Source organism: Pararhizobium mangrovi (genome assembly GCF_006516965.1).
Lineage (GTDB): Bacteria > Pseudomonadota > Alphaproteobacteria > Rhizobiales > Rhizobiaceae > Pararhizobium_B > Pararhizobium_B mangrovi.
The window spans coordinates 36,443-62,003 of the sequence record NZ_VHLH01000021.1; the positions used below are offsets into that span (position 1 = coordinate 36,443).

Sequence of the window (25,561 nt, forward strand, 5' to 3'; positions counted from 1 at the left end):
TCTTCCGGACCGCTGCATCGCGCCATGCGCCTTTTCGGATGTTCATGAAATTTCGCTTTGATGCGCCTCTAATACGGTGCAATCGTATCGCTGGGCGGCTTGCACCCGGACGATGGGACGAGGCGTGATTTCATGGGCGATACCGAAAGGCTGCGCAAAGGTGAATTCCCTCGCCGGACCGTGCTCAAGGCGACCGCTTCCCTGGCGTTGTTGCCGCTTGCGACGAGGCCGGGCAATGCGGCGTCCAGGAAGAGCACCACATTCGTCTTCACCTGCGATGTCCATGCCTGCCTGATGCATAGCGGCCTCGCACCCGAATGCGCGGCCGAGGGCAAGACGGATGCGAACCTGCTCCGCCACGTGCACGCGATCAACGCCCTTCCCGACTATGCATGGCCGAGTGAAATCCACGGAAGGGCAACGGGCCTCGTCAGCGCCGGAAAGGCGATCGGCAAACCGCGCGGCGTCGTCGTCGGAGGGGACATGACGGATGACGGCGGCGGACAGGTCGCCGTTCCCGGCGAAGGAACGCAGCTCCAGCAATTCTCCCACCGCTACGCACAAGGCACCGGCGAGGACCAGATCCATTTTCCCGTCTATGTCGGTCTCGGCAATCACGATCTCGACCAGAACGGCCCGCCCAACAATCCCGACTGGTACCGCCGCGAGCTTCGCGACTACGTCAAGCTGAACCATCGGCCTTCCGTCTTCTTCAAGCCCGCCCTGCCGGCCTCCGACTACGACGACGATTCAGACGACTATGCGTGGGATTGGGGCACGTTGCATCTGGTTCAGGGCGAGCGCTTCTTCGGCGACACATCCGAGGGCGCGATCAACGGGCTGCCCTGGTTGAAACAGAATCTCGCCGCCCGCGCGGCGCACGGCCGGCCGGTAGTGGTGTTTCAACACTATGGCTGGGATCCCTTCTCGACGCTGGAATGGGATCCCGCACGCGACATCTTCGATGACACGGGACCGGGTCCCGCGCGGTGGTGGAGCAGGGCGCAACGCAAGGCGCTCCTCAATGCGCTGACCGGCTACAACGTCATCGGTATCTTTCACGGACACGAGCACGTGACGCCGATGATCTATAATGTCGAGGGATACGACGTCTTCAAACCGAAGGCCGCCTTCCTCGGCGGTTTCGCACTCGTGCGCGTCGGCGGCAACTTCATGGACGTCGTCCTCGCCGAGGCGAGAGACGGTGGCGAGATCGAGTTCACGAACGCCTTCTCCAAACCGCTCCGGGCGTTTCGAGGAAGGTCGGCACAACGCATCTGAAAACCCCGCCAGGGAACGACGTTCTTGCAGGCCAGCGTTACACCGCCTGCGAACAGGCTGAGGTCGTCGGCGAAAACGCATCTATTCGATGCCGACGGAAATGCCGTGCGCCGATAACGGGACGGATGGCGCGTGCGTGAACGCTTCACCATACCGGCGGTGTCGTGATCCAGATCACTCGTGTTTCGACCTCTCCTTCATTGGCAAACCGATGGGACAGCGTGCTCTCGAAGGTGAAGGCGTCTCCCGCCGAGAGGCTGTACCGCCGGCCGTCGACCTCCAGCATCAATGCCCCCTGCAGCACCACGCCGCATTCTTCACCGTCATGGGTATAGGGTTCCTCTCCGGATCCGCCGCCGGGAGAAAGCGCGATCTCCATGACCTGCAGCGCACCGTCATCCCGGGCGTTCAGGAATTCCTTCACCATCCCCTTGCTGCCGAAGTCCACCCGCCGGCGGCGGCCTGCACGGACGATTCGATCCGTTTCGGGCTGCCCCTCGTCATTGCCGAACAGAGCGTGAACCGGCACCCCGATCACGTCGCAGATGGCCCTCAGGGAGCGTACGGACGGGGAGGAAATGCCGCGCTCGATCTGGCTTAGCCCGCCGACCGAAAGGCTCGCACGCGCCGCCACGCACTTCAGCGACAGCCCTTGAGCCTGTCGAGCGCGACGCACCGCACGACCCAATGCCTCATCGTCCTCGCGTGCGCTGTCGGCCGCAGCGCTTGCGCTTGACGCCAAGGGCATCTCCATCCCGATCTCGCTTTCAAGTACATGAACTTTCTCCGAATGTAGATCGAGGCGATGAAAATCTCAAGCAAGGGAACGATGTTCACTACCGGACTATCTGGCTTCTTTCGATTTTCGTATCGGATAAAAGCGCTGCCGTTTTTCATTGCAGTGATGATCAGTTTCACTATGATGAAATCATCAAACCATCAGTCCCGGCTGCCCGATGGCCGGCATAAGGAAAGGGGAACGCAATGATTTCCAAAGCATTTGCAACGGCGCTCGTCGCCCTGGCCGTCGCACTCTCCGTCCCGGCAAGGGCCGCAGACACGGTCAAGGTTGGTATCACCACCACCGGCGTACCCTTCACCTTCATCGACACGTCGAGCCAGAAGCCGGTCGGAGCCATGGTCGATCTCGCCGCTGCCATCGCGAAGGACAACGGCATGACGCCGGACTTCAAGATCACCGCCTTTTCCGCACTGATCCCGTCATTGAAGACCGGCAAGATCGACATGATTTCGGCCGGCATGTTCGACACGGCAAAACGCGAAAAGATCGTCGATTTCAGCGAGCCGGTCTACAGCTACGGCGAAGCCATGTTCGTGTCGGCAGACGACGAGCAGAACTACACGCTGGACGACCTGAAGGGTGCGACCGTCGGTGCGCAGGTCGGCACAACCTTCGCCGATGCCCTGCGCGAGCGTGGAACGTTCGGCCAGGTGAAACTCTACGATTCCATCGTCGACATCATGCGCGACGTGAAGCTCGGACGCATCAAAGCCGGCTTCGGCGACAAGCCGATCGTGGCTTATCAGATCAAGCAGAAGCCCGCCCTCGGCGTGCGTCTCGTAAAGGGTTACGAGCCGATGCGCAGCGGCAAGGTCGCGCTCGCCGTGTCCAAGGACAATCCCGAACTCCTCAAGAAGGTCAATGCCTCGATCGAGAAGCTCGAGAAGAGCGGAGAACTCGCGAAGATCTTCGCCAAGTACGGCCTCTGAGCGCCTTTACGCCATCGGCGACGGCCGGCTGCCGGCCGTCGTTCAACGGACTTCGAGCGGGATGAGCATGGCATGGACAGCCTGGTTTCGCGTGCCGAGAGCTATTGGCCCATACTGGTAAGCGGGCTGTGGCTGACGATCGCCGTGACGGTCGCCGCCCTCGTGCTTTCCACCGTGCTCGGCCTCGTCTGGGCGATGCTGCGCACCTCCGGCGTGCCGGCGCTGGCGAGGCCGACACGGGTGATCGTGGAGTTCCTGCGCGGCATTCCGATCCTGGTCGTGCTGTTCTACATCTACTTCGTCATGCCGGAGATCGGCATCGACCTGACCGCCTTCCAGGCTGGGGTCATCGGGCTCGGCCTCACCTATTCGTGCTATATCGGCGAGACGTTCCGCGCCGGTATCGAGGCGGTGGATCCCGGCCAGATCGAGGCCGCCAAGTCCATCGGCATGCGCCGCGGCCTCACCATGCGCCGGGTCATTCTCCCGCAGGCCTTCAGGATCGTTCTGCCGCCTTACGGCAACAACCTCGTCATGCTCCTGAAGGATTCCTCGCAGGTTTCCGTCATATCCGTCGCCGAACTGACCATGCAGGGCAAGATGCTGGCCTCCTCGACGTTCGACAACATCACCGTGTTCACCATGGTCGCGCTGCTTTATCTGTGCCTGACCATCCCGCTCAATCTGTGCATGAGTTATCTCGAAGCCAATTTCGGGAGAGCGCGGTGATCCGTTTCGAGCAGATGCGAAAGTCCTTCGGCACGCACGCGGTGCTAAGGGGCATCGATGCCGAAGTGAACCGCGGCGAAGTCGTCTGCCTGATCGGACCCTCCGGCTCCGGCAAGTCGACGATGCTTCGGTGTATCAACGGGCTCGAGCCCTACCAAGGTGGCCGGGTGATGATCGGCGACACGCTGGTGGATGCGTCCCGGCCGACGATCCATGACATCCGCACGCGGGTCTCGATGGTCTTCCAGCGCTTCAACCTCTTTCCCAATCGCACAGCGCTCGAAAACGTCATGGAAGGACCGATCTACGTCCTGAAGGAAAAGCCGGCCGACGTGCGCGAGCGCGCATCGGCCCTGCTTCGCCGCGTCGGTCTCGAGGAAAAGATGCAGGCCTATCCGGCCTCGCTTTCGGGCGGGCAGCAGCAGCGCGTGGCCATCGCCCGCGCGCTCGCCATGCGCCCGGAAGCGATCCTCTTCGATGAACCGACTTCCGCGCTGGATCCGGAAATGGTCGGCGAGGTTCTTTCCGTGATGCAGGGTCTCGCCGAGGAGGAGGACATGACGATGCTCGTCGTCACACATGAAATCCAGTTCGCCCGCGAGGTCGCCAGCCGCGTGCTCTTCCTCGATGACGGTTTGATCGCCGAGGAAGGGCCGGCACGTGAGCTGCTGCAGCATCCGAAGAACGAGCGCACGCAGGATTTCCTGCGCCGCGTCACCCATCCGGTCTAGACGATGGCGGAAAAAGCCCCCCTCACGTCGCTCTGGGCGGAAACGGCGACGCCGGCCTTCGAAGCCTCGCGGCTTGTGGGTGACCATGAAGCCGATGTCGCCGTGGTCGGTGGCGGTTTTACCGGCCTGACGACGGCACTGGCACTTGCCGAAGGTGGAGCATCCGTCGTTCTTCTGGAAGCCGAGCGGATCGGCTTCGGCGCCAGCGGACGGAATGGCGGGCAGGTGATACCGGGCCTCAAACACGATCCCGATGCGATCGACGCGGCGTTCGGCGAAGAGACGACCGACTTCGTCGGACGGACGGCCGACACCGTCTTCGAGCTGATCGAACGGCATGGCATCGACTGCGCTCCCGTGCGCAGGGGATGGATCCAGGGCACGATCAAGAATGTCCATCTCGCGAAGCTTCGAACGCGGATGGAGGAATGGCAGCGCCGTGGCGTCGCCGCGCGCTGGCTCGATGCCGCCGCGATCGAGAAGGCGACGGGCAGCCCAACGTTCGTCGCCGGCTGGCACGACCCGCGGGCGGGAACGATCCAGCCGCTGAGCTATGCACACGGTCTCGCCCGTGCGGCGGAGGCAGCGGGCGCGAGACTGCACGCTGAAAGTCGCGTTACGGACCTTCGCCGAAACGGCTCGCGCTGGACGCTTCGCTGCGCGAAGGGAAGCGTTCGCGCCGAGAGCGTCGTCCTCGCGACGAACGGCTACACGGATGGGCTGTGGCCCAAACTGAAGGCGACCGCGCTACCGGCCAACAGCTTCCAGATCGCGACTGCGCCCTTGAGCGCGGAGGAACTGGAGCGTGTGCTGCCGGAAGGATGCCCCGTCTCCGAGACGCGCCGGATCGGCAATTATTTCCGCTTCGGCCCCGGCAATCGTCTGCTCATGGGCGGGCGCGGCAGTTTCCGCGATCCACGCACGTCGACCGACTTCAAGCGCATCGTCGGCGCATTGCACCACTTCTTCCCCGACCTGCGGGGCAAGAAGATCGACCATCACTGGTGGGGTCGCGTGGCGATGACCGCCGACTCACTCCCACACATTCATCGCCCGGCCCCCGGGCTGATCATGGCCCTCGGTTTCAACGGTCGCGGTGTCGCCCTTTCGAGCGCGCTCGGCACGGCGATCGGCAAGCATCTGCTCGACGAGGCCCATCCCCTGCCGCTCGCCACTTCGCCGATCCGGCCCTTGCCGGTCCACGCGCTTCATCGCTGGTACGGCACTGGCGCCATTACATATTACCGGCTTCGCGATGCGCTCGACCGCTGACATGTGAGGGAGTACGGACACCATCTCGTCATCGAAAGACGCTCGTTTTCAAGATGGTAAGTCGGTGATGAAGCCTGGCGAACTCACAAACGGCGTCGCTAGCGAGATCCCGGACAAACCGGAACTGATCATCGGAGCGATCGGCTTCGTTGACTTGAACTTATGCGTCAGCACGGTACGGATGTGGAACGCATACCGAATCATCTCTCAGGGAGGAGAGCCATGTTCAGAGGTCTTGTCGTAGCCGGTGCCCTTTTCGGCACTGTTCTCGCCTCGCACGCACAAACTTTAAGGTTCGCCGATCTTCACGCCCCGGACTCGCCAACTGGCAAGGGCGCCACGAAGTTTGCCGAATTGGTCAAGAAATACTCGGACGGTGATCTGACCGTGCGTGTCTATCCGTCCGGCCAGCTTGGCGACGCCAAGAACCTGACGAATTCGGTCAAGACCGGCGCCCTCGACATGGCGATAGGCACTTTTCCGCTGCTGGCGGACATCGTTCCGGAATACAATGTATATAACGCTGGCTATTTCTTCGACTCTTGGTCGAATTTAAAGATGATCGTCGAGGGAGAGAATTTCGGAAAGAAGTGGAACAAACAGCTTTTGGATAAAAGCGGTATCGAGATGATGGCTGCTAGTTATTACGGGGCCCGCGATCTCACCACGAAGGGCTTTCCTGTCAAAAAGCCTGCGGACCTGAACGGCAAGAAGATCCGCGCCGTACCCAACTCTATGTCGCTCGCCGTAGACACGGGGCTTGGCGGCAAACCCACGCCGGTCGCGTTTCCCGACCTTTTTCAGGCGCTAAGCCAAGGCGTCGTAGACGCACAGGAAAACCCTCTTCCCACGATCGAATCGGAGAAATTCTACGAGGTCCAAGATCATTTGATGCTGACGCAGCATCAATTGATCGTCCTGCCGTGGATCGCCAACGCGCAACGCCTGAAGCGACTTTCCGACAAGAACAGGAAGGCCGTTTTGAAAGCAGCGCAGGAAGCTGCTCAGTGGACCTCGCAACGCACGGCAGAGGTCGAAAAGAACCTCTCGAAAAAGCTGGCTGATCAGGGTATGACGGTCGTTGACGAGAGTGACGGACTGGATCTCGAGGCCTTCAAGAAATCGGTTCGCGCCGAAGTTAAGAAGCGTTTTGAGGGCAAGGTTTGGCCCTCTGGTTTATCGGAAAAGGTGCTCGAGGCTTCGAAACAGGCACAATGATCCGATGACTTCCGAACCGGAAGTTTCGACGAGCTGGGGTTGGCGGCGGTTGATCGCCGATCCCGAGCTCGTGATCGCTGCCTTCATCCTGATGGCGATTGTCTTTATCTCCTGCCTTCAGGTGTGCATGCGCTACCTGTTCAACGCACCGCTCGACTGGACGCAAGAGGTCAGCGGCATCCTTGTCGTCTGGATGACTTTCATCGCCTCCATCGGCCTGATGCGCCACAACGTCCATACGCGAGTGGAATTGTTCGAGGAGATGATCGAAAACAAAAGGGCGGTGCAGTTGCTCGCAATCGCTATCGATCTCCTTGTGCTGCTGTTCCTGATTTCCATTGTTTACAGCGGCTGGCTCCTCATGGGGCAGGTCGCCGGCCAGAAGACGGCGGCCCTCCGTTTGCCCGTGGGACTGGAAGTCGTCGTTGTGCCGGCCAGCGCTGCGGTGATGACGTTCATGGTTCTCGTTCGCATCATTCGCCGCGTCCTCCTATGACGAAAGCGCGCTGATGGATTTTGATCTCTTTCTCGTAGGCCTGATTGCCATCAGCCTCATCGTCATCATGCTGGGAATGCCGGTGGCATTCGCACTTGGTGCTTGTTCAGTGGGTTATCTGCTCTACGAGGGTTTCCCGATTACTCAGGCTGCGCAGGAACTCGCCTTTTCGATCGGAAAGTTCACGATCCTGGCAATTCCGCTCTTCATGCTTGCCGGTCAGATCATGAACGCCGCCAAGATTACCGACCGCATCTTCGATTTCGCCGTGAAGGTCGTCGGACGGGTTCCTGGCGGTCTCGGCCACGTCAATATTCTGACGAGCCTCGTGTTCGCCGGCATGTCCGGCTCGCTGCTTGCGGACGTCGCGAGCCTCGGCCCCATCCAGGTCCGCTCGATGAAACGCCATGGCTACAGCGAGGATTTCGCAGTCGGCGTGACCCTCGCATCCTCTTCGATCGGGCCCATACTGCCTCCGAGCATTCCGCTCGTGATGTTCGGCATCATCGCGCAAGTCTCGATCACCCAACTCTTCCTGGGTGGCGTCGTACCTGCCTTCCTTATTGCGCTTTGCCTGATGATCTATGTCTATATCGTGGGACGACGCCGTGGTTACGTCGTTCGGCAGACCTATAGCTGGGGAGATCTCGGCTGGTCTCTTCTGGTAGCACTTCCGCCGATGCTGACGCCGGTAATCATCGTCGGCGGCATGACGCTTGGAATCTTCAGCCCAACGGAAGGCGCGACGGTCGCCGTCCTTTACGCGTTGCTTCTCGGGGCTCTCGTTTACCGTGATCTGACGCTCGGTGCGATCATCCAAACGTTCATCGAGGTCGTTTCGGCATCCTCGAAGCTGCTATTGATCATCGCCAACGCGATCCTCTTCGGCTGGGTGCTCACCGTCGGCAACATTCCTCAGGCAACTGCCGGCTTCATCTCCACGACCTTTGATTCTTCGGCGATGTTCATCCTGCTGACGCTCGTCGCCCTCCTAATTCTCGGCGCCATCATAGAAAACGCGATTCTGCTTCTTATCCTCGCGCCCATGCTGGTCCAGGTCGCTTCGAGCAATTACGGGATCGACCCGGTGCATCTCGGGGTCACTATGGTTTTCGCGATCATGATCGGCCAGTATACGCCCCCACTGGGCCTCTCCCTATTCCTCATGCGCGATCTTACAGGCATCTCTTTCGGAAGGATCGTTCGGGCAGTCCTGCCGTTCCTGATCCCGTTGATCGCCGCACTCTTCATCATGGCCTACGTCCCGATTTTGGTTACGGGATTGCCGACCGCTTTCGGCTATTGAATGACCGGATGGGCCCTAACGCAAAGGCGAAAGCGAACAAACGACGAGATCGCCGCGGAATTGTCAGCGTTTGCGGCAGAGTGAACGATTTCAGCCTTCGGCCAGCATCTCGGCGTTGATGCGGGCCATGTCGGCTTCTTCGGGGCGTTCGTCCACATTCAGGACCGGCATCGCGGCGCGCAGATGGTCGTGATGGGTGCGTACGCCGTATTCGAGGTCGGATAGGTAGAAGCCCTGAAAGGCTTTCGATTCCATGGCCTCGTTCGACCATTTGGTGAGCTGGATGTCCTCTTCCATGGTCTCGCGGTCGATGCGCGCAGCGAGATAGCGGGCGAGGTGCTGCTGCCGGGTCTCGTCGGCGTAGCGGTAGGCGCGGCCGCGAAGCAGCGTCCTGCCGGTCGAAAGCGGTACTTCCTGGTAGTATTGCGCACCTTCCGGCGTCACCGAGATGACGGCGTTCGGGAAGAGGCCGTAATAGATCCACGCCTTCCTGAGATCGCCGGGCAGATGTGTCGGTTCCGGAGCGAGGTTGACGTAGTTGCGCACGCTCCAGCGGCGGCCGGCATGCGGATTGTACGTCGCGTAGGAGCGGCAGATACCGTCGACGAAGGGCTCGTCGTAATAGGTGGAGCCGTAGAGGTCCTGCAGCGCCGGATGGGCCATCGCGACGTGGTAGCCCTCGTTGTCGACGTCGCGCACGGACTTCCAGTTGACCTCGGAAATCTCCGACCAGCCCTCGTCGGCCGAAACCATGTTCTCCGTGTCGTAATGCGAAATCTCGTCGGCGAACGGCTTCATGACCGTCGCGACGTCCGGTTGCGGACCCGGCCGGAAGCGAATGAAGACGAACCCCATCCAGGTTTCCAGTTCGAGCGGCATCAGCGCGAACTCGTCCTTGTCCATCTCGGGGAAAGAACGGGGCCTCGCCGCACCGCGCAGCGATCCGTCGAAGTTATAGACCCAGCCATGGAACGGGCAGATCAGCGCGTTCTTGCAATGCCCCTCATTGTCGGCGACGAGACGCCCGCCGCGGTGACGACAGATATTGTGGAAGGCACGCAGTTCGCCGTCGGCGCCGCGCACGATCAGTGCGCGTTCGCCGACCGCATCGAAGGCGAGATAGTCGCCGGGCTCGGGAACGTCGGCGACGTGCCCGGCGATCTGCCAGTGATTGCGAAAGAGGTATTCCTTCTCGATCTCCAGGAACGCCTCGCTGTGATAGCTCCATGCCGGCAGACCCCTGCGGTCCCAGTCGTTCGGAATGGTCAGATCGCGCTGATGGGTGTTCACGGCGCCCTCTCCGGGATCGGTTCGTTGCTGAATGTTCATTCAATACAAGCATAATCACGCTTTTCTCGCAAGCGGTTATGCGATTACGTAGGGTATCGGCCGTTGCTTGCGCTCATGCATGGGCTACTAACCGGCGGGGGCAGACGACGAGGTTTTCCGCCGGTTTCGCGACGGGCCTCTTGCAAAGTCCCGTTGCGGATGACCCAATACACCGCAACGCAACAAAAGCGGGAACGCCATGAGATCGTTTGGACGGTGCCGATGAGGGAGCGCTCGCCGGAACGAAATCCGCAGGAGAATTCGCAGTGTACCCGAACGCATGACGCGGCGATCGATATCCGTCGCGTTCGAAAGAGCTTCGGTACGGGGGCCAACGCCTTCGTCGCGCTGAAAGAGGTCTCCGCCGCGATAAGGCGGGGCGAATTCTTCACGCTGCTTGGGCCGTCCGGCTGCGGAAAGACGACGCTCCTGCGGCTGATCGCCGGCTTCGACCAGCCGACGTCCGGCGACATCCTCCTCGACGGCGAGGACATCTCGCAGCTTGCGCCGTTTCACCGTCCGGTCAACACGGTGTTCCAGAACTACGCGCTCTTTCCGCACATGAGCGTCGCGCAGAACATCGGCTTCGGCCTGAAGATGCAGGGCAAGTCGAAGGCGGAGATCGACGACCGGGTCGACGCGATGCTGACGCTCGTGCAGATGCAGGCGCTCAAGTCCCGCCGCACGGGCGAAATCTCCGGCGGCCAGCAGCAGCGCGTCGCGCTTGCCCGTGCGCTCGCCCCCGCGCCCAAGCTCCTCCTCCTCGACGAACCGCTCTCCGCCCTCGACCTCAAATTGCGCAAGGAAATGCAGATCGAACTGAAGCGGCTGCAGAACGAGACCGGCATCACCTTCGTCTTCGTCACGCACGACCAGGAAGAAGCCCTGACAATGTCGGACCGGATCGCCGTCATGGATCACGGAAGCATCCTGCAGATCGGCACGCCGCGCGAGATCTACGACCACCCCAAGCGTCGCTTCGTCGCCGATTTCATCGGCGACATCAACTTTATCGAGGCGACGGCGGTGACGGACGGCGGGCAAGCCGGCGCACGCATTCCCGGGCACGGGTTCGTCAGGCTCGAAGACGACAGGACGCTTGCCGACGGCGAGACGATGACGCTTGCGATCCGCCCGGAACGGGTCGAGATCGTGCCGTCGAAAGCCCTCGACCATATTGACGGCCCAAGGAACGAGGCGACGAACGAACTGACGGGTAAGCTCGTGAACGTCGTCTATCACGGCACCGACACCATCTACCATTTCACCCTCGCCGACGGCACGGTGATGCGGGCGCGTACGCAGAACAATCGCGGCTTCGCACCGCGCTTTTCGGTCGGCGACGCCATCGGCTGGCGTGTCGATCCCTCCGCCATCTCGATCGTCGAGGACGCGGCGGCATGAGCGGACGTTCCCAACGCGCGACATCGCGGGTGCTGCTCATCGGCCCCGCTTTCGTCGTCATCGTCGTGCTGATGGTGGTGCCGCTCGCGCTGATGGCGTGGATCTCCATCCAGGAACGCGACTATGCCGGCGGCGTCGTATGGGGAAGCCTGACGCCGGACGCCTATGTCCGCTTCCTCTTCGAGCGCAATCTCGACGACACGGTATCGCTGAGCTTCGACTATCTGCGCATCATCGCGCGCTCCTTCTGGCTTTCGGCGATGACGACGGCCATCTCGCTCGCGATCGGCTTTCCGACCGCCTTCTTTATGGCGACCCGGCCGAGACGCTGGCGCGGGGTCCTCGTCTTCATGGTGACGCTGCCGTTCTGGACGAACCTTCTGGTGCGCAACTATTCGTGGATCCTCATCCTGCGCGACCACGGCACGATCAACGGCCTGCTTGAATGGCTGGGCGTCATCTCGCAGCCGCTGCCGCTGCTCAACAATCAGTTCGCCGTCGCCGTCGGCCTGACCTATTCGTTCCTGCCCTTCATGGTGCTGCCGATCTATACGAGCCTCGAAAAGCTCGACCTCAGCCTGGTGGAAGCGGCCTTCGACCTTTACGCAGGACGGTGGCGCGCGCTCAGGCACGTGGTGCTGCCGCTTTCGCTGCCGGGCATCGTCGCGGGATCGGCGCTCGTCTTCATGCCGTGCCTCGGGTCGTACGTGACGCCCGAACTGCTCGGCGGCGGCAAGACGCTGATGATCGGCAACCTGATCGGCATGCAGTTCGGCTCGGCGCGGAACTGGCCCTTCGGCGCGGCCCTCGGCATGCTGCTTCTCGCCATCCTCCTGATCGGGCTCGCGATCTACGCGCTGCGAAAGCCCTCGGGCGAGGAGGCATCGGCATGAGGCGCACGAAAGCCTCCGGCGACGCGAAGCACTGGCCGGGCCTCGCCTTCGGCGCGGTCGTATTCTTCGCCTATGTCTACCTGCCGATCCTCATCCTCGTGGCGCTTTCCTTCAACGAGAACCGCACGGTCACCATGTGGACGGGCTTTTCCCTGAAATGGTACGCCGAGGCGCTCGCCAACCAGGCGATGCTGAACGCCGCCTGGAACTCGCTCGTCATCGCCTCGGTCGCCGCCGTCTGTTCGACCTTTCTGGCAACGCTGTGCGCCGTCCGCATGGCGCGCGACACCTTCGCCGGCAAGACGGCGGTGAACGCGCTCGTCGCCCTGCCGCTCGCCGTACCGGAGATCGTGCCGGCGGTTGCGACGCTGATGTTCTTCGCCACGCTCGGCGTCACCTTCGGCCTCGGCACGGTCATCGTGGCGCACACCGTCTTCTGCCTGCCGTTCGCCTATCTGCCGATCCGCGCCAGGCTCGAGGGCATGGATGCGCGGTTGCCGGAAGCGGCCGCCGATCTCTACGCCAATCCGCGTCGCGCCTTCTTCCACGTGACGCTGCCGCTTCTCATGCCCGGCATTCTTTCGGGGCTCGTTCTCGCGTTCATCATTTCGCTCGACGACTTCATCACCACCTTCTTCGTCGGCGGGGCGGGCTCGACCACCCTTCCCCTTTACATCTTCGGTCTGGTGCGCATCGGCGTGACACCGCAGGTCAATGCCATATCATCGCTGATGCTCGTGCTTTCGCTCGCCCTCGTCTCGCTCTCGCTGTTCCTCAGCCGTTCGAGGGACGGGAACTGACGGGTACGCCGGCAAGGGAAAATCACATTCAAGGAAACTTCCAGAGGAGAAACCGGATGAACCCATCGATCTCGAAACTGACGTCGAGCCTTTGCATCGCCTCCGCGACGGTGATGGCGCTCGGCCTTTCGGCCGGTGCCGCACGCGCCGACGGCGAACTGCACCTCTACAACTGGTCGAACTACTTCCCGCCCGAACTCATGAAGAAGTTCGAGAAGGAAACCGGCACGAAGGTGACGATCGACAACTACGCTTCCGAGGAGGACCTGCTCGCCAAGCTGCAGGCCGGCGGTGGCGGCTACGACATCGTCTTCCCGACGCCGACGACGCTCGGCACGATGATCAAGAAGGGGCTCGTCGCCAAGATCGAGGTCAACCAGATGACAAACTTCGGCAACATCCTGCCGAAGTTCAAATCCGTTTCGGGTGACGAGAACCGGGACTATTCGGCACCCTATATGTGGGGCACGACGGGCTTCACCTACGATCCGTCGAAGGTCCCCGACGGCAAGATGGCGCAAAGCTGGAAGGGATTGCTGGAACCCGACGATTCCCTGAAGGGCAAGATCGGCATGCTCGACGACATGGCCGACGTCTGGAACGCGGCCGCCTACTATCTCGGCATCGACAAGTGCACCGAGGATCCGGCAAAGGCGCAGAAGATCCTCGATCTCCTGCAGAAACAGAAGCCCTTCGTAAAGGTCTATTCGAACGACGGCACCATCGACCGCATGATCGCCGGCGAAGTGGCGATGCACATGCAGTGGAACGGCGCGGCGCACCGCGTGAAGGAAAAGAAGCCGGACGACGTCTACGTCTATCCCAAGGAGGGCGTGACCTTCTGGACCGACCTGATGGTCGTTCCCGCCAACGCGCCCGACATGGAAAACGCCAAGACGTTCATCAACTGGATGATGAAGCCGGAAAACGCCGCGATCGCATCGAACTACACGGGCTATTCCAACACCATCAAGGGCTCCAATGCGTACCTCAAGCCGGAACTGAAGGACGATCCCGCCGTCAACGCGCCGGAGGACGTGCAGGATCGCCTGCGCGCGTTCAAGGAATGCTCGCCGAAGTCCAAGGATCTGCGCGAGCGGGTCTGGACCAAGCTGAAGTCCTGATCCGCCGCCGGCACGCCACCTCCGCGCTTGGGCGGCGCGGGGGTTCACGTCCGATCGCCTGCGCGGTATGCGGGGTCGATCGGACGTCGAACGGCAGAATTCGGGCATGGCGGGCAATGAGACGAGGTCCTGAATGACGCGAACCTATCGCTCGCAAGAAACCGATCCTAACGCACGGGGACGCACGTTCGGCTCCGTCCATGCCGAGGAAATCGGCAGAACGGTCGCGCGCTATTGCGGCATCTTCGATACGCTCGCGGGCGGCTCGTACGATATCGCAGCGGATGGCGATGCCGCCCTCAAAGCGACGCTCGGCTTCGCGCCTCATCTCCACGCGGAGATGCTGGGGCTCGCGGAGGGCACGGGGCTCGATCCGGCGGAAATCGGGGCGATCAACGCACGCACCGAGATCCTTGCGAAGCTCAGAACCGCGCGTCGCGGCGAATGCTCCGCCGCCATCGTGCTGCCGTCCAAAGACATGCTGGACGATGATTTCCCGAATGGCGATCTACCGCCGGTCGCCGTGCAGACCTGGGACTGGTACTGGCGGCTCGCCGACAACTGGCTCGTCTGGGAAATTCCGCTCGAGGACGGCACGACGACGAAGACGATGACCGAGTTCGGCATTGTCGGCAAGGTCGGGCTGAACACGCGCGGCCTCGGCGCGCTCTTCACCATCCTCCGTCATGCGGCCGACGGCGCACGCATCGGCCTGCCGGTGCACGTGGCGGCACGTGCGGCACTCGATCTCGGCCGCGACGTCGCCGATGCCGCCCGCCTGCTCGCCTCGGCCGACGTTTCGGCATCGAGTTCCATCAATCTGGTCGGCTACGAAGCCGGCACTGCAGCGGCGATTTCCGTCGAACTCCATCCGGGCGGTCCGAGCTTCGTCATGCCGGACGCCAACGGCCGGCTGGTGCACACCAACCATTTTCTGGCGCCCGGACCGGCCGCGTTCGATACCGAGCCGAGGATTGCGCCCGACACGCTGATCCGGCGCGACGTGATCCAAAGGCGGATTCGCGCGGATTGCACGACGCCGGAAGCCGTCCTCACCGCGATGAATTCACACCTCGGAACGACGGCGGCGATCTGCTGCCATCACGACCCGCAAGATCCGTTGGAAGAGCAGTTCGAAACGATTGCGACGGTCGTTCTCGACGTTGCCGCCGGCACGCTCCACGCCCATCGCGGAGGACCGTGTTCCATGCCGGTCGGTCTCTCGGACGTCGCCGACGAGGCGGAGGCGATTTCCGCCTGATCCGCTTTACGTGCGATCAGTCGTCGCTCTCGATCTTCTCGAGCCAGTCCCGGCCGATCCCGCTCGTACGCAGGATCGCGAGCGGATCCTCGCCGTCGAGCCGCGAGCAGATCCTGTAGATTTCCAGCACGTCCGAGTCCATCTCTCCGCAATTGTAGAGATAGACTGCGGCCGCGTAACGGGTGCGCCCGGACCAGTCCACGCCGAGCGGTGTGCGCACGAGGTCGAAATTGCGGCGGAGCTCCGCCTGCGTCTCGTCGGCGTTCGACATCGCTCAGAACCCGCCCGGCGGCGTCGCGCGGCGCCGGTCGAGCTTGAGGAAGGGCCGCTCGACGATGCGCGCGCGCTTCATCAGCTTGACGTATCGCAGCTCGTGCAGCGCGTAGATCTCGACCCACAGATCGTCCGTCACCGTATCCCCGTACGGCCGTTGCAGGCTGGCGATCGCGATGTTGCGCTTGAGCATGGGCGACCAGATCGCCGCCGTGACGATGCCCGCCTCGCGCTTCTTGCGATGGTAGACGATCGCGTGTTCGGCCGGCACGTTGCCTTCGATCTCAAGACCGACGAGCACGTGCCGGTTGGCACCCTTCGCCCGTGCCGCTTCGATGGCGCGGCGGCCGTTGAAGCGCTCCTTCTTCATGTCGACCAGCCAGCCGAGGCCGATCTCGTCCGGCATGCGCGCGCGATCTGCGCGAAGGGCCGCGTCGACGGTGACGAAATCCACGTTGGCGATGAGGAAACCGGCTTCGATGCGTGCGCGGTCGAGGGCGCCGAAGCCGATCGCGTTCAATCCGTGAAGGCGTCCTGCCTCCCACAACCGATCCCACAGGGAAAGCGCGTCGCCGGCATCGACGAAGAGCTCGTAGCCGAGGTCGCCGGTAAAGCCCGTCCGCGAGATCGTCACCCGACCGCCTTCGTGCGCGAATTCGGCGATGCCGAACGGTTTCAGCGATCCGATCTCGCCGAAGCCCGCCGCCTGAAGGACCGCGAACGACGTCGGCCCCTGAAGCGCCAGGCCGGCGATCGCTTCGGTCTCCTCCTCGATCGCGACGTCGAACCCGATCGCCCCGTCGAGGAGCCATGGCAGGTGCCGCTCCTGGCAGCAGAGCCGGAACCGCGTCTCGCTCAACCGGAAAAGCGTGCCGTCGTCGATCACTTCGCCGGCGTCGTCGCACCATGCGGTGTACTGCACGCGAAGCGGCTTGAGGCGCGTCACGTCGCGCAGCGTCAGCCGGTCGCAGAAGGCTTCGGCGTCCGGCCCCTCGATGCGGTACTTGACCATCGGCGAGAGGTCGAAAAGCGCCGCCTGGCTGCGGATGGCGAAGTACTCGAGCTCCTCGTCCCAGAGCGAATGGGCGGAGAGATAGCCCGACCAGTCGTACCACGCATGGGTATGCATCAGCGCGGCTATGCGCGGATGGAAGGGCGTTTCGAGGCGGAGCGGTCCGCTCTTGCCGAAGACGTCGCTCACCGGTGCCGTGTTCGTCTCGACGGTGTTTCGTGCCATCATCGTTTCTCCGCCGCGAGGATATGGCGCACGGCATTCATCGCCGGCCTGCCGGAGATCCCGCCGCCCGGATGCGAGCCGGCACCGGCAAGGTAGAGCCCGTCGATCGGCGTGTCGTAGCCGGACATGCCCGAGACCGGCCGCGAGAACAGCATCTGGTCGGCCTGCAGTTCGCCGTGGTGCCAGTGCCCGCCGGGCATCCGGTAGCGTGCCTCGATATCGGCCGGCGTCAGCAGTTCGCTCCGAAGGATGCTTTCGCGAAGACCCGGCGCATGGGCTTCGAGCCGACCGAGCACGGCCTCCAGGAATTTCGGCTTGCCGGTTTCCCAGCCCTCTTTCAAGTCGTAGGGCGCGTATTGGACGACGGCGGAAAGGACGCACGCGCCGTCCGGCGCAAGGCTCGGATCGTGGAGGCTCGGCAGCACGATCTCCATCACCGGTTCGCGCGAGAATTCACCGTATTTCGCCGGATTGAAGGCGCGTTCGACATCGTCGCTCGACCGCGCGATCACCAAACGGCCTGAAAGTGCGTCTTCGTCGACACCGGTGAAGGTCGGCGGACGATCGAGCGCCAGATCGAGCTTGGCGACGTCGCCCTTCATGCGAATATGGGTAAGCTTGCGCACGAGGCCGATATCGAGCGCGCGCGCACCGACGAGATCGAGCATCGTCGTTCGCGGGTTCATCGCCGAGACGATCGTCAGCGCGCGCAGCGTCTCGCCGCCTTCGAGGACGACACCGACGGCTCGTCCCGCCTCGACGAGAATGCGCCCGACGCCGGCTTTCGTCCTGAGCGTCGCACCGGCGCGCTCGGCTGCACTTGCGAGCGATGCGACGACCGCACCCATGCCACCCTTCGGAACGGTCTGTGCGCCCGGCTTCGCCTCGATTTCGCCGGCGAGCCGGTAATAGAGGCCGAGCAGCGAGGTCGGCGAGCGCGGACCGAGATGGCTGCCGAGCGTGGCGTCGAAGGCGAGCAGCCCCTTCAGCCGATCATCGTCGAGGCATTCGTCGGCGACATCGGCGACGTTCATCAGCACCATGCGCAGGAACGCACGCATTTCGTCCTTGCCGAGACGCTTCAGCGAAAGGGCGGCACCACCGAGCACCCCCTTTTCGCCGAGCGTCAGCGTGTCGAGCTGCGGTGGCCGGCGAGCGAGGAACGGCTTCAGAACGCCCGCTTGCAGCATGAGACGCCGGCGCAGTTCCGTCCATGCCCGGCCCTCTGCTTCGCCAAGACCCGTGACCGTCTTCCCATACGCTCCATGCAGGATCAGCGGATCGCCCTTGCCGAGCGCGACCGTCGGCATCGGCGCGCCGCCGAGCTCAAGGCCGTGGCTTTCCAGGTCGAGCGTCCGGATCAGTTCGGCGTCGAGCCGATTGAGGACGTGGGCGAGCGAGGACGTGCGGAACTTCGGCGCAAGCTGGCGCGCGCGGGCCCCACCGCCGACCTCGTCGTCCGCTTCCAGCACGCAGACGCGCCGGCCGGACTTTGCCAGAAGTGCTGCGGCGGCAAGACCGTTATGGCCGCCTCCGACGACGATTACGTCCCAATTGCCGGTATCAGAGGACCTCATGGGCGGGACTCATCTGCTTGTTGGGCCGCTTGGCATCGCGCAAGATTTCCGCCGCGGCGTTGCGCCCTGGTGCACCCATGACGCCGCCACCGGGATGCGTCGACGATCCGCAGATGTAGAGGCCCCCGATCGGCGAGCGATACTGGGCGTAGCCCGGCACCGGACGGTTGAAGAGCAACTGATCGAAGGTCAGTTCGCCCTGGAAGATGTTGCCTTCCGTCAGCCCGACCTCGTCCTCCAGTTCGCGTGGCGTGCGCACCTCCATGTGGACGATGCGTTCGCGAAAGCCCGGCGAATAGTCGGCGATCTGGGAAATCACCGTGTCGGCGAACGCATCGCGGTCGGCGCTCGTCCAGTCCCGCCCTTCCACCTTGGGCGGGCAATACTGGACGAAACAGCTCATGAAGTGCTTGCCGGGCGGCGCCATCGTCGGGTCGAGCGTCGTCGGGATCACCATGTCGAGGATCGGATCGGCCGACCAGCGCCCGGCCTTCCAGTCGTCGTAGCCGCGCTCCATGCGCTCGATCGAATCCGTGAAGTGCATGTCGCCGCGAACGCAGGGCGAGTTCGGCGGAAGGGCCGGAAATTCCGGCATGGAATCGAGCGCGATGTTGAGCTTGCCCGACGATCCGCGCATCTTGAACCGCTCGACGTCGCGCACGAACGGATCCGGCAGATCGGAGCGTTCGACGAGCTTCAGGAAGGTCCGCTTGACGTCGGCGTTCGAAACGACGCGGTCGGCGCGGATCTCCTCGCCGCCTGCGAGAACGACGCCCTTCGCGCCCTGCGTGTCGACCAGCACCCTGTCGACTTCGGCTTCGGTGCGAATGGTGCCGCCGGACTCCCGAAAGGACTTCGCGAGCGCCTGCGTGACGGCGCCCATGCCGCCGCGTGCGAACCCCCACGCACCGACCGAGCCGTCGACTTCGCCCATGTAGTGGTGCAGGAGCACATAGGCCGTGCCCGGCGACATCGGGCCGAGCGCCGTGCCGATGATGCCGGAGATCGCAAGATAGGATTTGACGACGTCGGACTCGAAGTATTCGTCGAGGAAGTCGGAGATCGACATCGTCCAGAACCGCATCGTCAGCGCCATCTCCTCCGCGCTTAACCCGGCGAACTTGCGGCCGAGATAGAGGAGTTCGGAAACGTCGCGCGGGCGCAGGCGCGCCGGATCGGGCGCGGTGCGCATCAACAGCGGCTGGATGAAGCGACACTGTCGCGTAACGTCGCGGGCGTAGCGTTCGTAGGCTTCGGCGTCGCGCTTGGAAAAACGGGCGAACGCACGGCGGTGGGCATGGTGGTCACGGTGGGCACCGAGATGGTCGCCGTCTTGCGTGAAGACGGCCCCGCCCTCGTAGGGGATGACCTGCAGCCCGTGACGCGGAAGCTCGAGATCACGCATGATCTCCGGGCGGAAGAGGCTGCACACATAGGAACAGTTGGAATAGAGGAAGCCGTCCGTCAGTTCGCGGCTGACGGCAGCGCCGCCGATCCATTCGTTCTTTTCGACGACGAGCACGTCGAGCCCCGCGCGCTGCAGGTAGCACGCATTGACGAGGCCGTTGTGACCCGAGCCGATGACGACGGCATCCCACTTCTTCATCCGCATTCCTTCGTTACCGTGCCCTGCCCGTCGGCAATCGCAAGCTTCGCCACCCATCGAATGCCTCGACCGTCGGATAGCGGGAAAGCCCGACCTGGAACCCTAAGGCTGGCACGACCGGTTCCATTCTGTCCAGCCGTGTTGAATGAATGTTCAGCAAGTGACCTTGTAATTCGCGTTTCATGCGGTAGGCTCGCGCTCATGAAACGAACTCTTCGGTCCTTCGCGTGAGCGTGCCTCCCGCACCCGAATACGACGATCTCGCCATTCGTTTTCTGGAAGCGCTCTGGGGAGAAGGCTACCTTTCGCCCGGCGGCCCTGAAGAGGTCGACCGCATTCTCGAAGGTCGCGCGCTCGAAGGCCGCACGGTCCTCGACATCGGCTGCGGCTCGGGCGGCATCACCCTCCATATCGCCGAGCGCTACGCGCCAGCGCGGATCGTCGGGTTCGATGTCGAACGACCGCCGATCGAGCGCGCCCGTCGCTACGCCGAAGAGCGCGGCCTCACCGAAACGGTCGAATTCGTCGAGGCACCGCCCGGTGCGCTTCCCTTCGCCGATGCCACCTTCGACGTCATCTTTTCCAAGGACGCGCTCGTCCACGTCGCCGACAAGGAAGCCGTCTTCGCCGACATTTTCCGTATTCTGAAGCCGGGCGGGATCTTCGCCGCGAGCGACTGGCTGACCTCGCATGACGGGCCGCCTTCCGACCGGATGAAGGCCTATCTCGAAGCCGAGGGCCTGAGCTTCGGCATGGCTTCGGCCGAGCGCTATCGGCGGGCGATGAAAAGGGCGGGATTTCGCGACATCGCGACCGTCGATCGCAACGCCTGGTATCGCGAACAGGCGCGTGCAGAACTCGAGCGTCTCAAAGGCCCGCTCTACGACAAGGCGGCCGCCGCCGTCGGCGAAGCCTATGTCGACAAGAACATCCGCACATGGACGGCGATGCTCGTCGTGCTTGACAGCGCAGAACACAGGCCTACCCACCTTCATGCGATCAAGCCGGCCGGAACGGATTCCGGGGAGAACCGGCCGGATGCTTGAAACGGGGGAAGGCATGAAATCGGATCCGGCAGCAGCGCTGGCGCAGCCAGACAGGAAGGGCCGCAAGGCCTCGAAGGAGGTTCGCCGGCAGCAGCTCATCGACGCGACGATCGATTCGCTGGCGCGGCGCGGCTATTCCGAAACCACGATGGCGAACGTCGCCGACGGGGCCGGCCTTTCGCGCGGCATCGTCAACTTCCACTTCGAAAGCAAGGACAAGCTGCTCGTCGCGACGCTGCAGCACATGGCCGAGGAATACGCCGCGCACTGGCGTTCGGCACTCGCGCGCGCGGGCGACGATGCGGCCGAGCAGCTCTTCGCGCTCGTCTCCGCCGATTTCGACCGCGCGATCTGCAACCGGCGCAAGCTCGCCGCCTGGTGCGCCTTCTGGGGCGAGGCGAAGTCACGCCCGACATACCAGGCGCTGTGCGGCCAGCGCGACGAGGCTTACCAGAACCGCGTGGCCAAGCTCTGCACGGCACTGATCGAAGAAGGCGGCTATCGGCGCGATCCGGGCATGACGGCACTCGGCCTCGACGCCCTTCTCGAAGGGCTCTGGCTGCGGTTGATGCTCGCCAATGGCGAGCTGAAGCGGGAAACCGCACGCGATGCGGCGATCGCCTTCCTCAGGACGACATTCCCGGATCATTTTTCGAACATCGACGGATCGCCGGTCCGTCGCGCTATCAACAACGAAAAAAAGGGAGCAGCACGATGAGCATTTCGAGAACCTGGAAGGGCCTGGTCGCGACGGTCGCGGTCGGAGCCGTAGTGTCCATGTCGGCGGCGGCCTCCGCGAGGGCCGACGATTCCGACCTCACGGTCTTCGACTGGGCGGGCTACGAGGCACCGGAATTCCATCCGGCCTATGTCGAGAAATACGGCCATTCCCCGACCTTCGCCTTCTTCGCGGACGAGGACGAGGCCTTCGCCAAGCTGATGTCCGGCTTCAAGGCCGATATCGCCCACCCGTGCTCACAGAGCGTCGCCAAGTGGCGTGACGCGGGGCTTCTCCAGCCGATCGATCCGAAGCGGGTGAAGGGCTACGACGACATCATGCCCGGCTTCAAGGACATGAAGAACCTGATGACGGGTCCCGAGGGCAAGACCTGGTTCATCCCCTTCGACTGGGGCAATACCGCGCTCACCTATCGCACCGACAAGGTCGATGCCGCCGACGTCCAGTCGCTTCAGGCCTTCGCCGATCCGAAGTTCAAGGGGCGCGTGTCGATCGGCGACAACGTCGACGACGCCTATGCGCTCGCGAGCCTCGCCATCGGCCTGAAGGACTGGACCGGCATGACGGACGAGCAGTTCCAGAAGGCCTCGGACTTCCTGCGCAAGGTGCACAAGAACGTCCGCCTCTACTGGACCGACGGGACGGAACTCGCCCAGGCCATGGCCGGTGGCGAGGTCGATCTCGCATGGGCGTGGAACGAGACGGCGACCACGCTCAAGGCCGAAGACGTTCCGGTGACGATGAAGAAGGACACCAAGGAAGGCCTTTCGACCTGGGTCTGCGGCTATGTCCGGCTGAAGGACGCACCGGGAAGCGAGCAGAAGGCCTACGACTACCTGAGCGCGGTCAACGATCCGAAGGTTTCCAAGTACCTCGTCACCGATTGGGGCTACGGCCACGGCAACGCCGCCGGCATGAAGGCCATTTCCCAGAAGGAGCTCGAGGCAAGCGGGTATGGCGACATCGACAAGTTCGTTGGCAATACGCTGTTCCAGTCGCCGGTTTCGCCGGAACTGAAGCAGAAGATGATCGCCGAGTTCGAGAAGATCAAAGCCGGCTATTGAGCCGGCTCCCGTATCGCGGCGCCGACCAAGTGGCCGGCGCACACTTCTTTCCGCGGGAGCGGACATCCATGAACGAGAGCGTCGATGTCGTCGTCGTAGGCGCCGGCTTTACCGGGCTCGCCGCAGCATCGCGCCTTCGCGAGCTGGGCCTTTCCTGCCTCGTCCTCGAAGCGCGGGACCGCGTCGGCGGCCGCGTCGAGGCGTCACCGAACGGGCTCGGCGAAACGGTCGACACCGGTGGCCAGTTCCTGTGCGAGGACATGGCGAACGTGACGGCGCTCGCGAAACGCTTCGGCAAGACCCTCGTCGAAACGCCGACTGCCGGCCGCGTCCTCGTGCGCCCGCCGATGGACGGTGAAGCGACCGATCGCCTGCTCGCCGACGCACATGCCATGCGCGACCGCTTGAATACGTACGAGCCGGACGACGCGGCCATCGCCGGGATTACGGTCGCCGCATGGACCCACCGCCAGCCCGAAAGCCCGGATGCGCGTCGGGCCTTCAGGGCCATGATCGAAGGGCTCTGGTGCATCGAAGCCGACCGGCTGCCGCTTTGGTATCTCGCAAGCAACGACCGCCGCATCACCAACGAGACATCGGAACTGCAATATTTCGTCGCCGGGACGATGCACGCGCTGGCCCGCGATCTCGCGAGCGAACTCGAAGCTTCGCTTCGCCTTCGATCGCCGGTGACGCGCGTTGCACGGTCATCGGACGGCGTCGACATCACAGCGATGGCGGAGAATAAGGAGCAACGCTTCCACGCACGCGCCGCACTCCTCGCCCTGCCACCGGCGACCGCCGCCGGGATCGACTTCGCCCCCGCCCTGCCCGAGCGTCTGATCCGCGCTCTTGCGGCCTGGCGGAGCGGCAAGGTGATCAAGATCCTGCTGCGCTACGAAAGCGCCTTCTGGCGCGCCGACGGCCATTCCGGCACGGTGATGTGGCGCGAACCGTCGAGCCTCTACGTCTTCGAAACGAGCCCGTCGGCCGATCGGGCGATGCTGACAGTCTTTGCGGGCGGGCCGTTGGCGAAGGCTTGGCACGGGCTCGACGAACCGGCGCTTCGAAACGCACTGCTCGAACACCTCGCCGAGGCGCTTGGCGAGGCCGCGCGCAAGCCGCTCGACATGAAGATCCGCGACTGGACGGATGACGCGTTCAGCGGCGGGGCCTATTCCGACGTCGTCGTCGACATGGACGCGACGGATGCCGAGGAGACCCTGCGCGCAGGATTGCCGCCGCTGCACTTCGCGTCGTCGGAACTGTCGCCGTCCTATCCCGGATACATCGAGGGCGCGCTCGTCGCCGGGCGGAACGTGGCCGACGCGATCGCCGACACACTGGACGCCGCTCAATCGCCCATCGCCACCAGCGCTTCCGGGTCGTAGGCCAACCGGATCGGCGAACCGACAGGAATGTCGTCGGCTCCGAAATCGTTCGTCTCGATGACGGAGAGCGGCTGCTGAAGCCCCGGGATCTCGACGATCAGATGGGTGATCTCGCCGAAATAATGCCGGTCGACGACGGTGCCGGCGATCTCGTGTTCGCTCGTATCGTCGTCCCACAGGACGCGCAGGCGCTCGGGCCGGATGCCGAGCGTGGCCGACCGCCCCTTGACGACGAAGCCCGGCGGGCGCTCGGTCGTCACCCTTCCGAAACCGACCGTTTCGAGGCAGACCTCGGACCCGTCCTCGCCGACGATATCGGCGGCGATGAAGTTCATGCCGCCGAGGAAATCGGCGACCTGCCGGCTGACGGGCCGCTGGTAGATGTCCTTCGGCGCCGCGATCTGCGCGATCCTGCCATCGAACATCACGGCGATCCGGTCCGACATGGCGAGCGCCTCGTACTGGTCGTGCGTGACGAGGATGAAGGTGATGCCGACGGCCTTCTGCAGGTGGCGCAGTTCCACCTGCATCTGCTCGCGCAGCTTCTTGTCGAGCGCAGAGAGAGGTTCGTCCAAGAGAAGCACCTTCGGCCGCATGACGAGGGCGCGCGCGAGCGCCACGCGCTGGCGCTGCCCGCCGGAAAGTTCGTTGGCGCGCCGCTTGCCGAGATGGCCGAGTTGCACCTGGCCGAGCGCCTCCTCGACCCTTCGCTTTTCCTCGCCCCCGCCGAGCCGCAGACGCTTCAGCCCGTATGCGACGTTCTCCGCGACGTTCATGTGCGGGAAGATCGCGTAGCTCTGGAAGACCATGTTCGTCGGCCGCCGGTTCGCCGGAATGTCGGCCATCGCCTGTCCGCCGATCGCGATCGTTCCCTCCGTCGGCTGGTCGAAGCCGGCGAGCAGGCGCAAGAGCGTCGTCTTGCCGCAGCCCGACGGCCCGAGCAGCGAGAAGAATTCCCCTTCCCGGATCTTCGCCGAGACGGTGTCGAGCGCCGTGATCGGCCCGAAGCGCCGGGTGACGTTGGCGATGTCGATCATCGTTTCGCCGGACGAT

General features: G+C 63.5%; 24 protein-coding genes. 17 read left to right on the forward strand and 7 right to left on the reverse strand.

The annotated features are described in order from the left end of the window. The first annotated feature begins 132 nt into the window (after nucleotides 1-132). The gene (locus tag FJU11_RS11685; RefSeq protein ID WP_141167239.1) at nucleotides 133-1,281 is read left to right on the forward strand and encodes a metallophosphoesterase; all 1,149 of its coding nucleotides are present in this window, start codon (nucleotides 133-135) and stop codon (nucleotides 1,279-1,281) included. A gap of 145 nt (nucleotides 1,282-1,426) precedes the next feature. Here the strand turns inward: FJU11_RS11685 and FJU11_RS11690 are convergent, their stop codons facing one another. Then, on the reverse strand, nucleotides 1,427-2,035 hold the full coding sequence (locus FJU11_RS11690) for a helix-turn-helix domain-containing protein (protein ID WP_210242884.1): 609 nt from the start codon (nucleotides 2,033-2,035) through the stop codon (nucleotides 1,427-1,429). A gap of 230 nt (nucleotides 2,036-2,265) precedes the next feature. Here FJU11_RS11690 and FJU11_RS11695 point away from each other — a divergent pair, with 230 nt between their 5' ends. From FJU11_RS11695 to FJU11_RS11725, 7 genes are all read left to right on the forward strand, one after another. Continuing rightward, nucleotides 2,266-3,012: an ABC transporter substrate-binding protein gene (locus tag FJU11_RS11695; RefSeq protein WP_141167240.1), complete on the forward strand. Its 747-nt coding sequence runs from the start codon at nucleotides 2,266-2,268 to the stop codon at nucleotides 3,010-3,012. 72 nt (nucleotides 3,013-3,084) lie between these two features. Continuing rightward, nucleotides 3,085-3,741, forward strand: coding sequence for an amino acid ABC transporter permease (locus FJU11_RS11700; RefSeq protein ID WP_141167241.1), 657 nt, complete (start codon nucleotides 3,085-3,087; stop codon nucleotides 3,739-3,741). Continuing rightward, nucleotides 3,738-4,472 (forward strand): amino acid ABC transporter ATP-binding protein, encoded by a 735-nt coding sequence (locus tag FJU11_RS11705; RefSeq protein WP_141167242.1) that lies wholly within the window; start codon nucleotides 3,738-3,740, stop codon nucleotides 4,470-4,472. The genes FJU11_RS11700 and FJU11_RS11705 overlap by 4 nt, the downstream gene beginning before the upstream one ends. 3 nt (nucleotides 4,473-4,475) lie before the next feature. Further along, a complete protein-coding gene (locus tag FJU11_RS11710; RefSeq protein ID WP_141167243.1) occupies nucleotides 4,476-5,744 on the forward strand; it encodes an NAD(P)/FAD-dependent oxidoreductase in 1,269 nt (422 codons plus the stop codon). Nucleotides 5,745-5,966: 222 nt separating this feature from the next. Further along, nucleotides 5,967-6,962 carry a TRAP transporter substrate-binding protein gene (locus FJU11_RS11715; RefSeq protein ID WP_181408159.1) on the forward strand — a complete coding sequence of 332 codons (996 nt, stop codon included), beginning with the start codon at nucleotides 5,967-5,969 and terminating at the stop codon, nucleotides 6,960-6,962. 4 nt (nucleotides 6,963-6,966) lie between these two features. Continuing rightward, a complete protein-coding gene (locus tag FJU11_RS11720) occupies nucleotides 6,967-7,458 on the forward strand; it encodes a TRAP transporter small permease (protein ID WP_141167245.1) in 492 nt (163 codons plus the stop codon). 13 nt (nucleotides 7,459-7,471) lie between these two features. Further along, nucleotides 7,472-8,764, forward strand: coding sequence for a TRAP transporter large permease (locus tag FJU11_RS11725; RefSeq protein ID WP_141167246.1), 1,293 nt, complete (start codon nucleotides 7,472-7,474; stop codon nucleotides 8,762-8,764). A gap of 90 nt (nucleotides 8,765-8,854) precedes the next feature. Here the strand turns inward: FJU11_RS11725 and FJU11_RS11730 are convergent, their stop codons facing one another. Beyond that, nucleotides 8,855-10,054, reverse strand: a complete 1,200-nt coding sequence (locus tag FJU11_RS11730; RefSeq protein WP_141167247.1) for an aromatic ring-hydroxylating oxygenase subunit alpha — start codon at nucleotides 10,052-10,054, stop codon at nucleotides 8,855-8,857. Between the two features lie 261 nt (nucleotides 10,055-10,315). On the opposite strand from FJU11_RS11730, the gene FJU11_RS11735 reads away from it, so the two are divergent. The 5 genes from FJU11_RS11735 to FJU11_RS11755 all read left to right on the forward strand — a co-directional run bounded on the left by FJU11_RS11735 (nucleotide 10,316) and on the right by FJU11_RS11755 (nucleotide 15,575). After that, nucleotides 10,316-11,497, forward strand: a complete 1,182-nt coding sequence (locus tag FJU11_RS11735) for an ABC transporter ATP-binding protein (protein WP_141167248.1) — start codon at nucleotides 10,316-10,318, stop codon at nucleotides 11,495-11,497. After that, entirely contained in the window at nucleotides 11,494-12,390 is an 897-nt protein-coding gene (locus tag FJU11_RS11740) for an ABC transporter permease (RefSeq protein ID WP_141167249.1), read from the forward strand. The genes FJU11_RS11735 and FJU11_RS11740 overlap by 4 nt, the downstream gene beginning before the upstream one ends. After that, nucleotides 12,387-13,190, forward strand: coding sequence for an ABC transporter permease (locus FJU11_RS11745; RefSeq protein ID WP_141167250.1), 804 nt, complete (start codon nucleotides 12,387-12,389; stop codon nucleotides 13,188-13,190). The genes FJU11_RS11740 and FJU11_RS11745 overlap by 4 nt, the downstream gene beginning before the upstream one ends. 56 nt (nucleotides 13,191-13,246) lie before the next feature. Continuing rightward, nucleotides 13,247-14,314: an extracellular solute-binding protein gene (locus tag FJU11_RS11750; RefSeq protein ID WP_181408160.1), complete on the forward strand. Its 1,068-nt coding sequence runs from the start codon at nucleotides 13,247-13,249 to the stop codon at nucleotides 14,312-14,314. 133 nt (nucleotides 14,315-14,447) lie between these two features. Beyond that, nucleotides 14,448-15,575 (forward strand): C45 family autoproteolytic acyltransferase/hydolase, encoded by a 1,128-nt coding sequence (locus FJU11_RS11755; protein ID WP_141167251.1) that lies wholly within the window; start codon nucleotides 14,448-14,450, stop codon nucleotides 15,573-15,575. Between the two features lie 16 nt (nucleotides 15,576-15,591). Here FJU11_RS11755 and FJU11_RS11760 read toward each other — a convergent pair whose 3' ends face one another. From FJU11_RS11760 to FJU11_RS11775, 4 genes are read right to left on the reverse strand one after another with little or no spacing between them, the layout of a single operon-like run. Then, nucleotides 15,592-15,846 carry a hypothetical protein gene (locus tag FJU11_RS11760; RefSeq protein ID WP_141167252.1) on the reverse strand — a complete coding sequence of 85 codons (255 nt, stop codon included), beginning with the start codon at nucleotides 15,844-15,846 and terminating at the stop codon, nucleotides 15,592-15,594. Nucleotides 15,847-15,849: 3 nt separating this feature from the next. Continuing rightward, the gene (locus tag FJU11_RS11765; RefSeq protein ID WP_181408161.1) at nucleotides 15,850-17,085 is read right to left on the reverse strand and encodes an aminomethyltransferase family protein; all 1,236 of its coding nucleotides are present in this window, start codon (nucleotides 17,083-17,085) and stop codon (nucleotides 15,850-15,852) included. After that, complete coding sequence (locus FJU11_RS11770; RefSeq protein ID WP_141167254.1) at nucleotides 17,085-18,662, reverse strand: phytoene desaturase family protein; 1,578 nt, start codon at nucleotides 18,660-18,662, stop codon at nucleotides 17,085-17,087. The genes FJU11_RS11765 and FJU11_RS11770 overlap by 1 nt, the downstream gene beginning before the upstream one ends. After that, nucleotides 18,649-20,268: a phytoene desaturase family protein gene (locus FJU11_RS11775; protein ID WP_141167255.1), complete on the reverse strand. Its 1,620-nt coding sequence runs from the start codon at nucleotides 20,266-20,268 to the stop codon at nucleotides 18,649-18,651. The genes FJU11_RS11770 and FJU11_RS11775 overlap by 14 nt, the downstream gene beginning before the upstream one ends. Nucleotides 20,269-20,495: 227 nt before the next feature. Here FJU11_RS11775 and FJU11_RS11780 point away from each other — a divergent pair, with 227 nt between their 5' ends. The 4 genes from FJU11_RS11780 to FJU11_RS11795 all read left to right on the forward strand — a co-directional run bounded on the left by FJU11_RS11780 (nucleotide 20,496) and on the right by FJU11_RS11795 (nucleotide 24,508). After that, nucleotides 20,496-21,314: a class I SAM-dependent methyltransferase gene (locus FJU11_RS11780; protein WP_141167256.1), complete on the forward strand. Its 819-nt coding sequence runs from the start codon at nucleotides 20,496-20,498 to the stop codon at nucleotides 21,312-21,314. Continuing rightward, entirely contained in the window at nucleotides 21,307-22,032 is a 726-nt protein-coding gene (gene betI / locus FJU11_RS11785; RefSeq protein ID WP_407946710.1) for a transcriptional regulator BetI, read from the forward strand. The genes FJU11_RS11780 and betI overlap by 8 nt, the downstream gene beginning before the upstream one ends. Then, nucleotides 22,029-23,117, forward strand: a complete 1,089-nt coding sequence (locus FJU11_RS11790) for an ABC transporter substrate-binding protein (protein WP_141167257.1) — start codon at nucleotides 22,029-22,031, stop codon at nucleotides 23,115-23,117. Before betI ends, FJU11_RS11790 begins: the two co-directional genes overlap by 4 nt. Before the next feature lie 68 nt (nucleotides 23,118-23,185). Beyond that, nucleotides 23,186-24,508, forward strand: a complete 1,323-nt coding sequence (locus FJU11_RS11795) for a flavin monoamine oxidase family protein (protein ID WP_141167258.1) — start codon at nucleotides 23,186-23,188, stop codon at nucleotides 24,506-24,508. Here FJU11_RS11795 and FJU11_RS11800 read toward each other — a convergent pair. Beyond that, nucleotides 24,472-25,545, reverse strand: coding sequence for an ABC transporter ATP-binding protein (locus FJU11_RS11800; RefSeq protein ID WP_141167279.1), 1,074 nt, complete (start codon nucleotides 25,543-25,545; stop codon nucleotides 24,472-24,474). The genes FJU11_RS11795 and FJU11_RS11800 overlap by 37 nt on opposite strands. Nucleotides 25,546-25,561 lie beyond the last annotated feature (16 nt).

Coding starts and splice junctions, on each gene's coding strand:
- FJU11_RS11685 (WP_141167239.1), top strand. CDS start 133: ATGGGCGATACCGAAAGGCTGCGCAAAGGTGAATTCCCTCGCCGGACC.
- FJU11_RS11690 (WP_210242884.1), bottom strand. CDS start 2,035: ATGGAGATGCCCTTGGCGTCAAGCGCAAGCGCTGCGGCCGACAGCGCA.
- FJU11_RS11695 (WP_141167240.1), top strand. CDS start 2,266: ATGATTTCCAAAGCATTTGCAACGGCGCTCGTCGCCCTGGCCGTCGCA.
- FJU11_RS11700 (WP_141167241.1), top strand. CDS start 3,085: ATGGACAGCCTGGTTTCGCGTGCCGAGAGCTATTGGCCCATACTGGTA.
- FJU11_RS11710 (WP_141167243.1), top strand. CDS start 4,476: ATGGCGGAAAAAGCCCCCCTCACGTCGCTCTGGGCGGAAACGGCGACG.
- FJU11_RS11715 (WP_181408159.1), top strand. CDS start 5,967: ATGTTCAGAGGTCTTGTCGTAGCCGGTGCCCTTTTCGGCACTGTTCTC.
- FJU11_RS11720 (WP_141167245.1), top strand. CDS start 6,967: ATGACTTCCGAACCGGAAGTTTCGACGAGCTGGGGTTGGCGGCGGTTG.
- FJU11_RS11725 (WP_141167246.1), top strand. CDS start 7,472: ATGGATTTTGATCTCTTTCTCGTAGGCCTGATTGCCATCAGCCTCATC.
- FJU11_RS11735 (WP_141167248.1), top strand. CDS start 10,316: ATGAGGGAGCGCTCGCCGGAACGAAATCCGCAGGAGAATTCGCAGTGT.
- FJU11_RS11740 (WP_141167249.1), top strand. CDS start 11,494: ATGAGCGGACGTTCCCAACGCGCGACATCGCGGGTGCTGCTCATCGGC.
- FJU11_RS11745 (WP_141167250.1), top strand. CDS start 12,387: ATGAGGCGCACGAAAGCCTCCGGCGACGCGAAGCACTGGCCGGGCCTC.
- FJU11_RS11750 (WP_181408160.1), top strand. CDS start 13,247: ATGAACCCATCGATCTCGAAACTGACGTCGAGCCTTTGCATCGCCTCC.
- FJU11_RS11755 (WP_141167251.1), top strand. CDS start 14,448: ATGACGCGAACCTATCGCTCGCAAGAAACCGATCCTAACGCACGGGGA.
- FJU11_RS11760 (WP_141167252.1), bottom strand. CDS start 15,846: ATGTCGAACGCCGACGAGACGCAGGCGGAGCTCCGCCGCAATTTCGAC.
- FJU11_RS11765 (WP_181408161.1), bottom strand. CDS start 17,085: ATGGCACGAAACACCGTCGAGACGAACACGGCACCGGTGAGCGACGTC.
- FJU11_RS11770 (WP_141167254.1), bottom strand. CDS start 18,662: ATGAGGTCCTCTGATACCGGCAATTGGGACGTAATCGTCGTCGGAGGC.
- FJU11_RS11775 (WP_141167255.1), bottom strand. CDS start 20,268: ATGAAGAAGTGGGATGCCGTCGTCATCGGCTCGGGTCACAACGGCCTC.
- betI (WP_407946710.1), top strand. CDS start 21,307: ATGCTTGAAACGGGGGAAGGCATGAAATCGGATCCGGCAGCAGCGCTG.
- FJU11_RS11790 (WP_141167257.1), top strand. CDS start 22,029: ATGAGCATTTCGAGAACCTGGAAGGGCCTGGTCGCGACGGTCGCGGTC.
- FJU11_RS11795 (WP_141167258.1), top strand. CDS start 23,186: ATGAACGAGAGCGTCGATGTCGTCGTCGTAGGCGCCGGCTTTACCGGG.
- FJU11_RS11800 (WP_141167279.1), bottom strand. CDS start 25,545: ATGATCGACATCGCCAACGTCACCCGGCGCTTCGGGCCGATCACGGCG.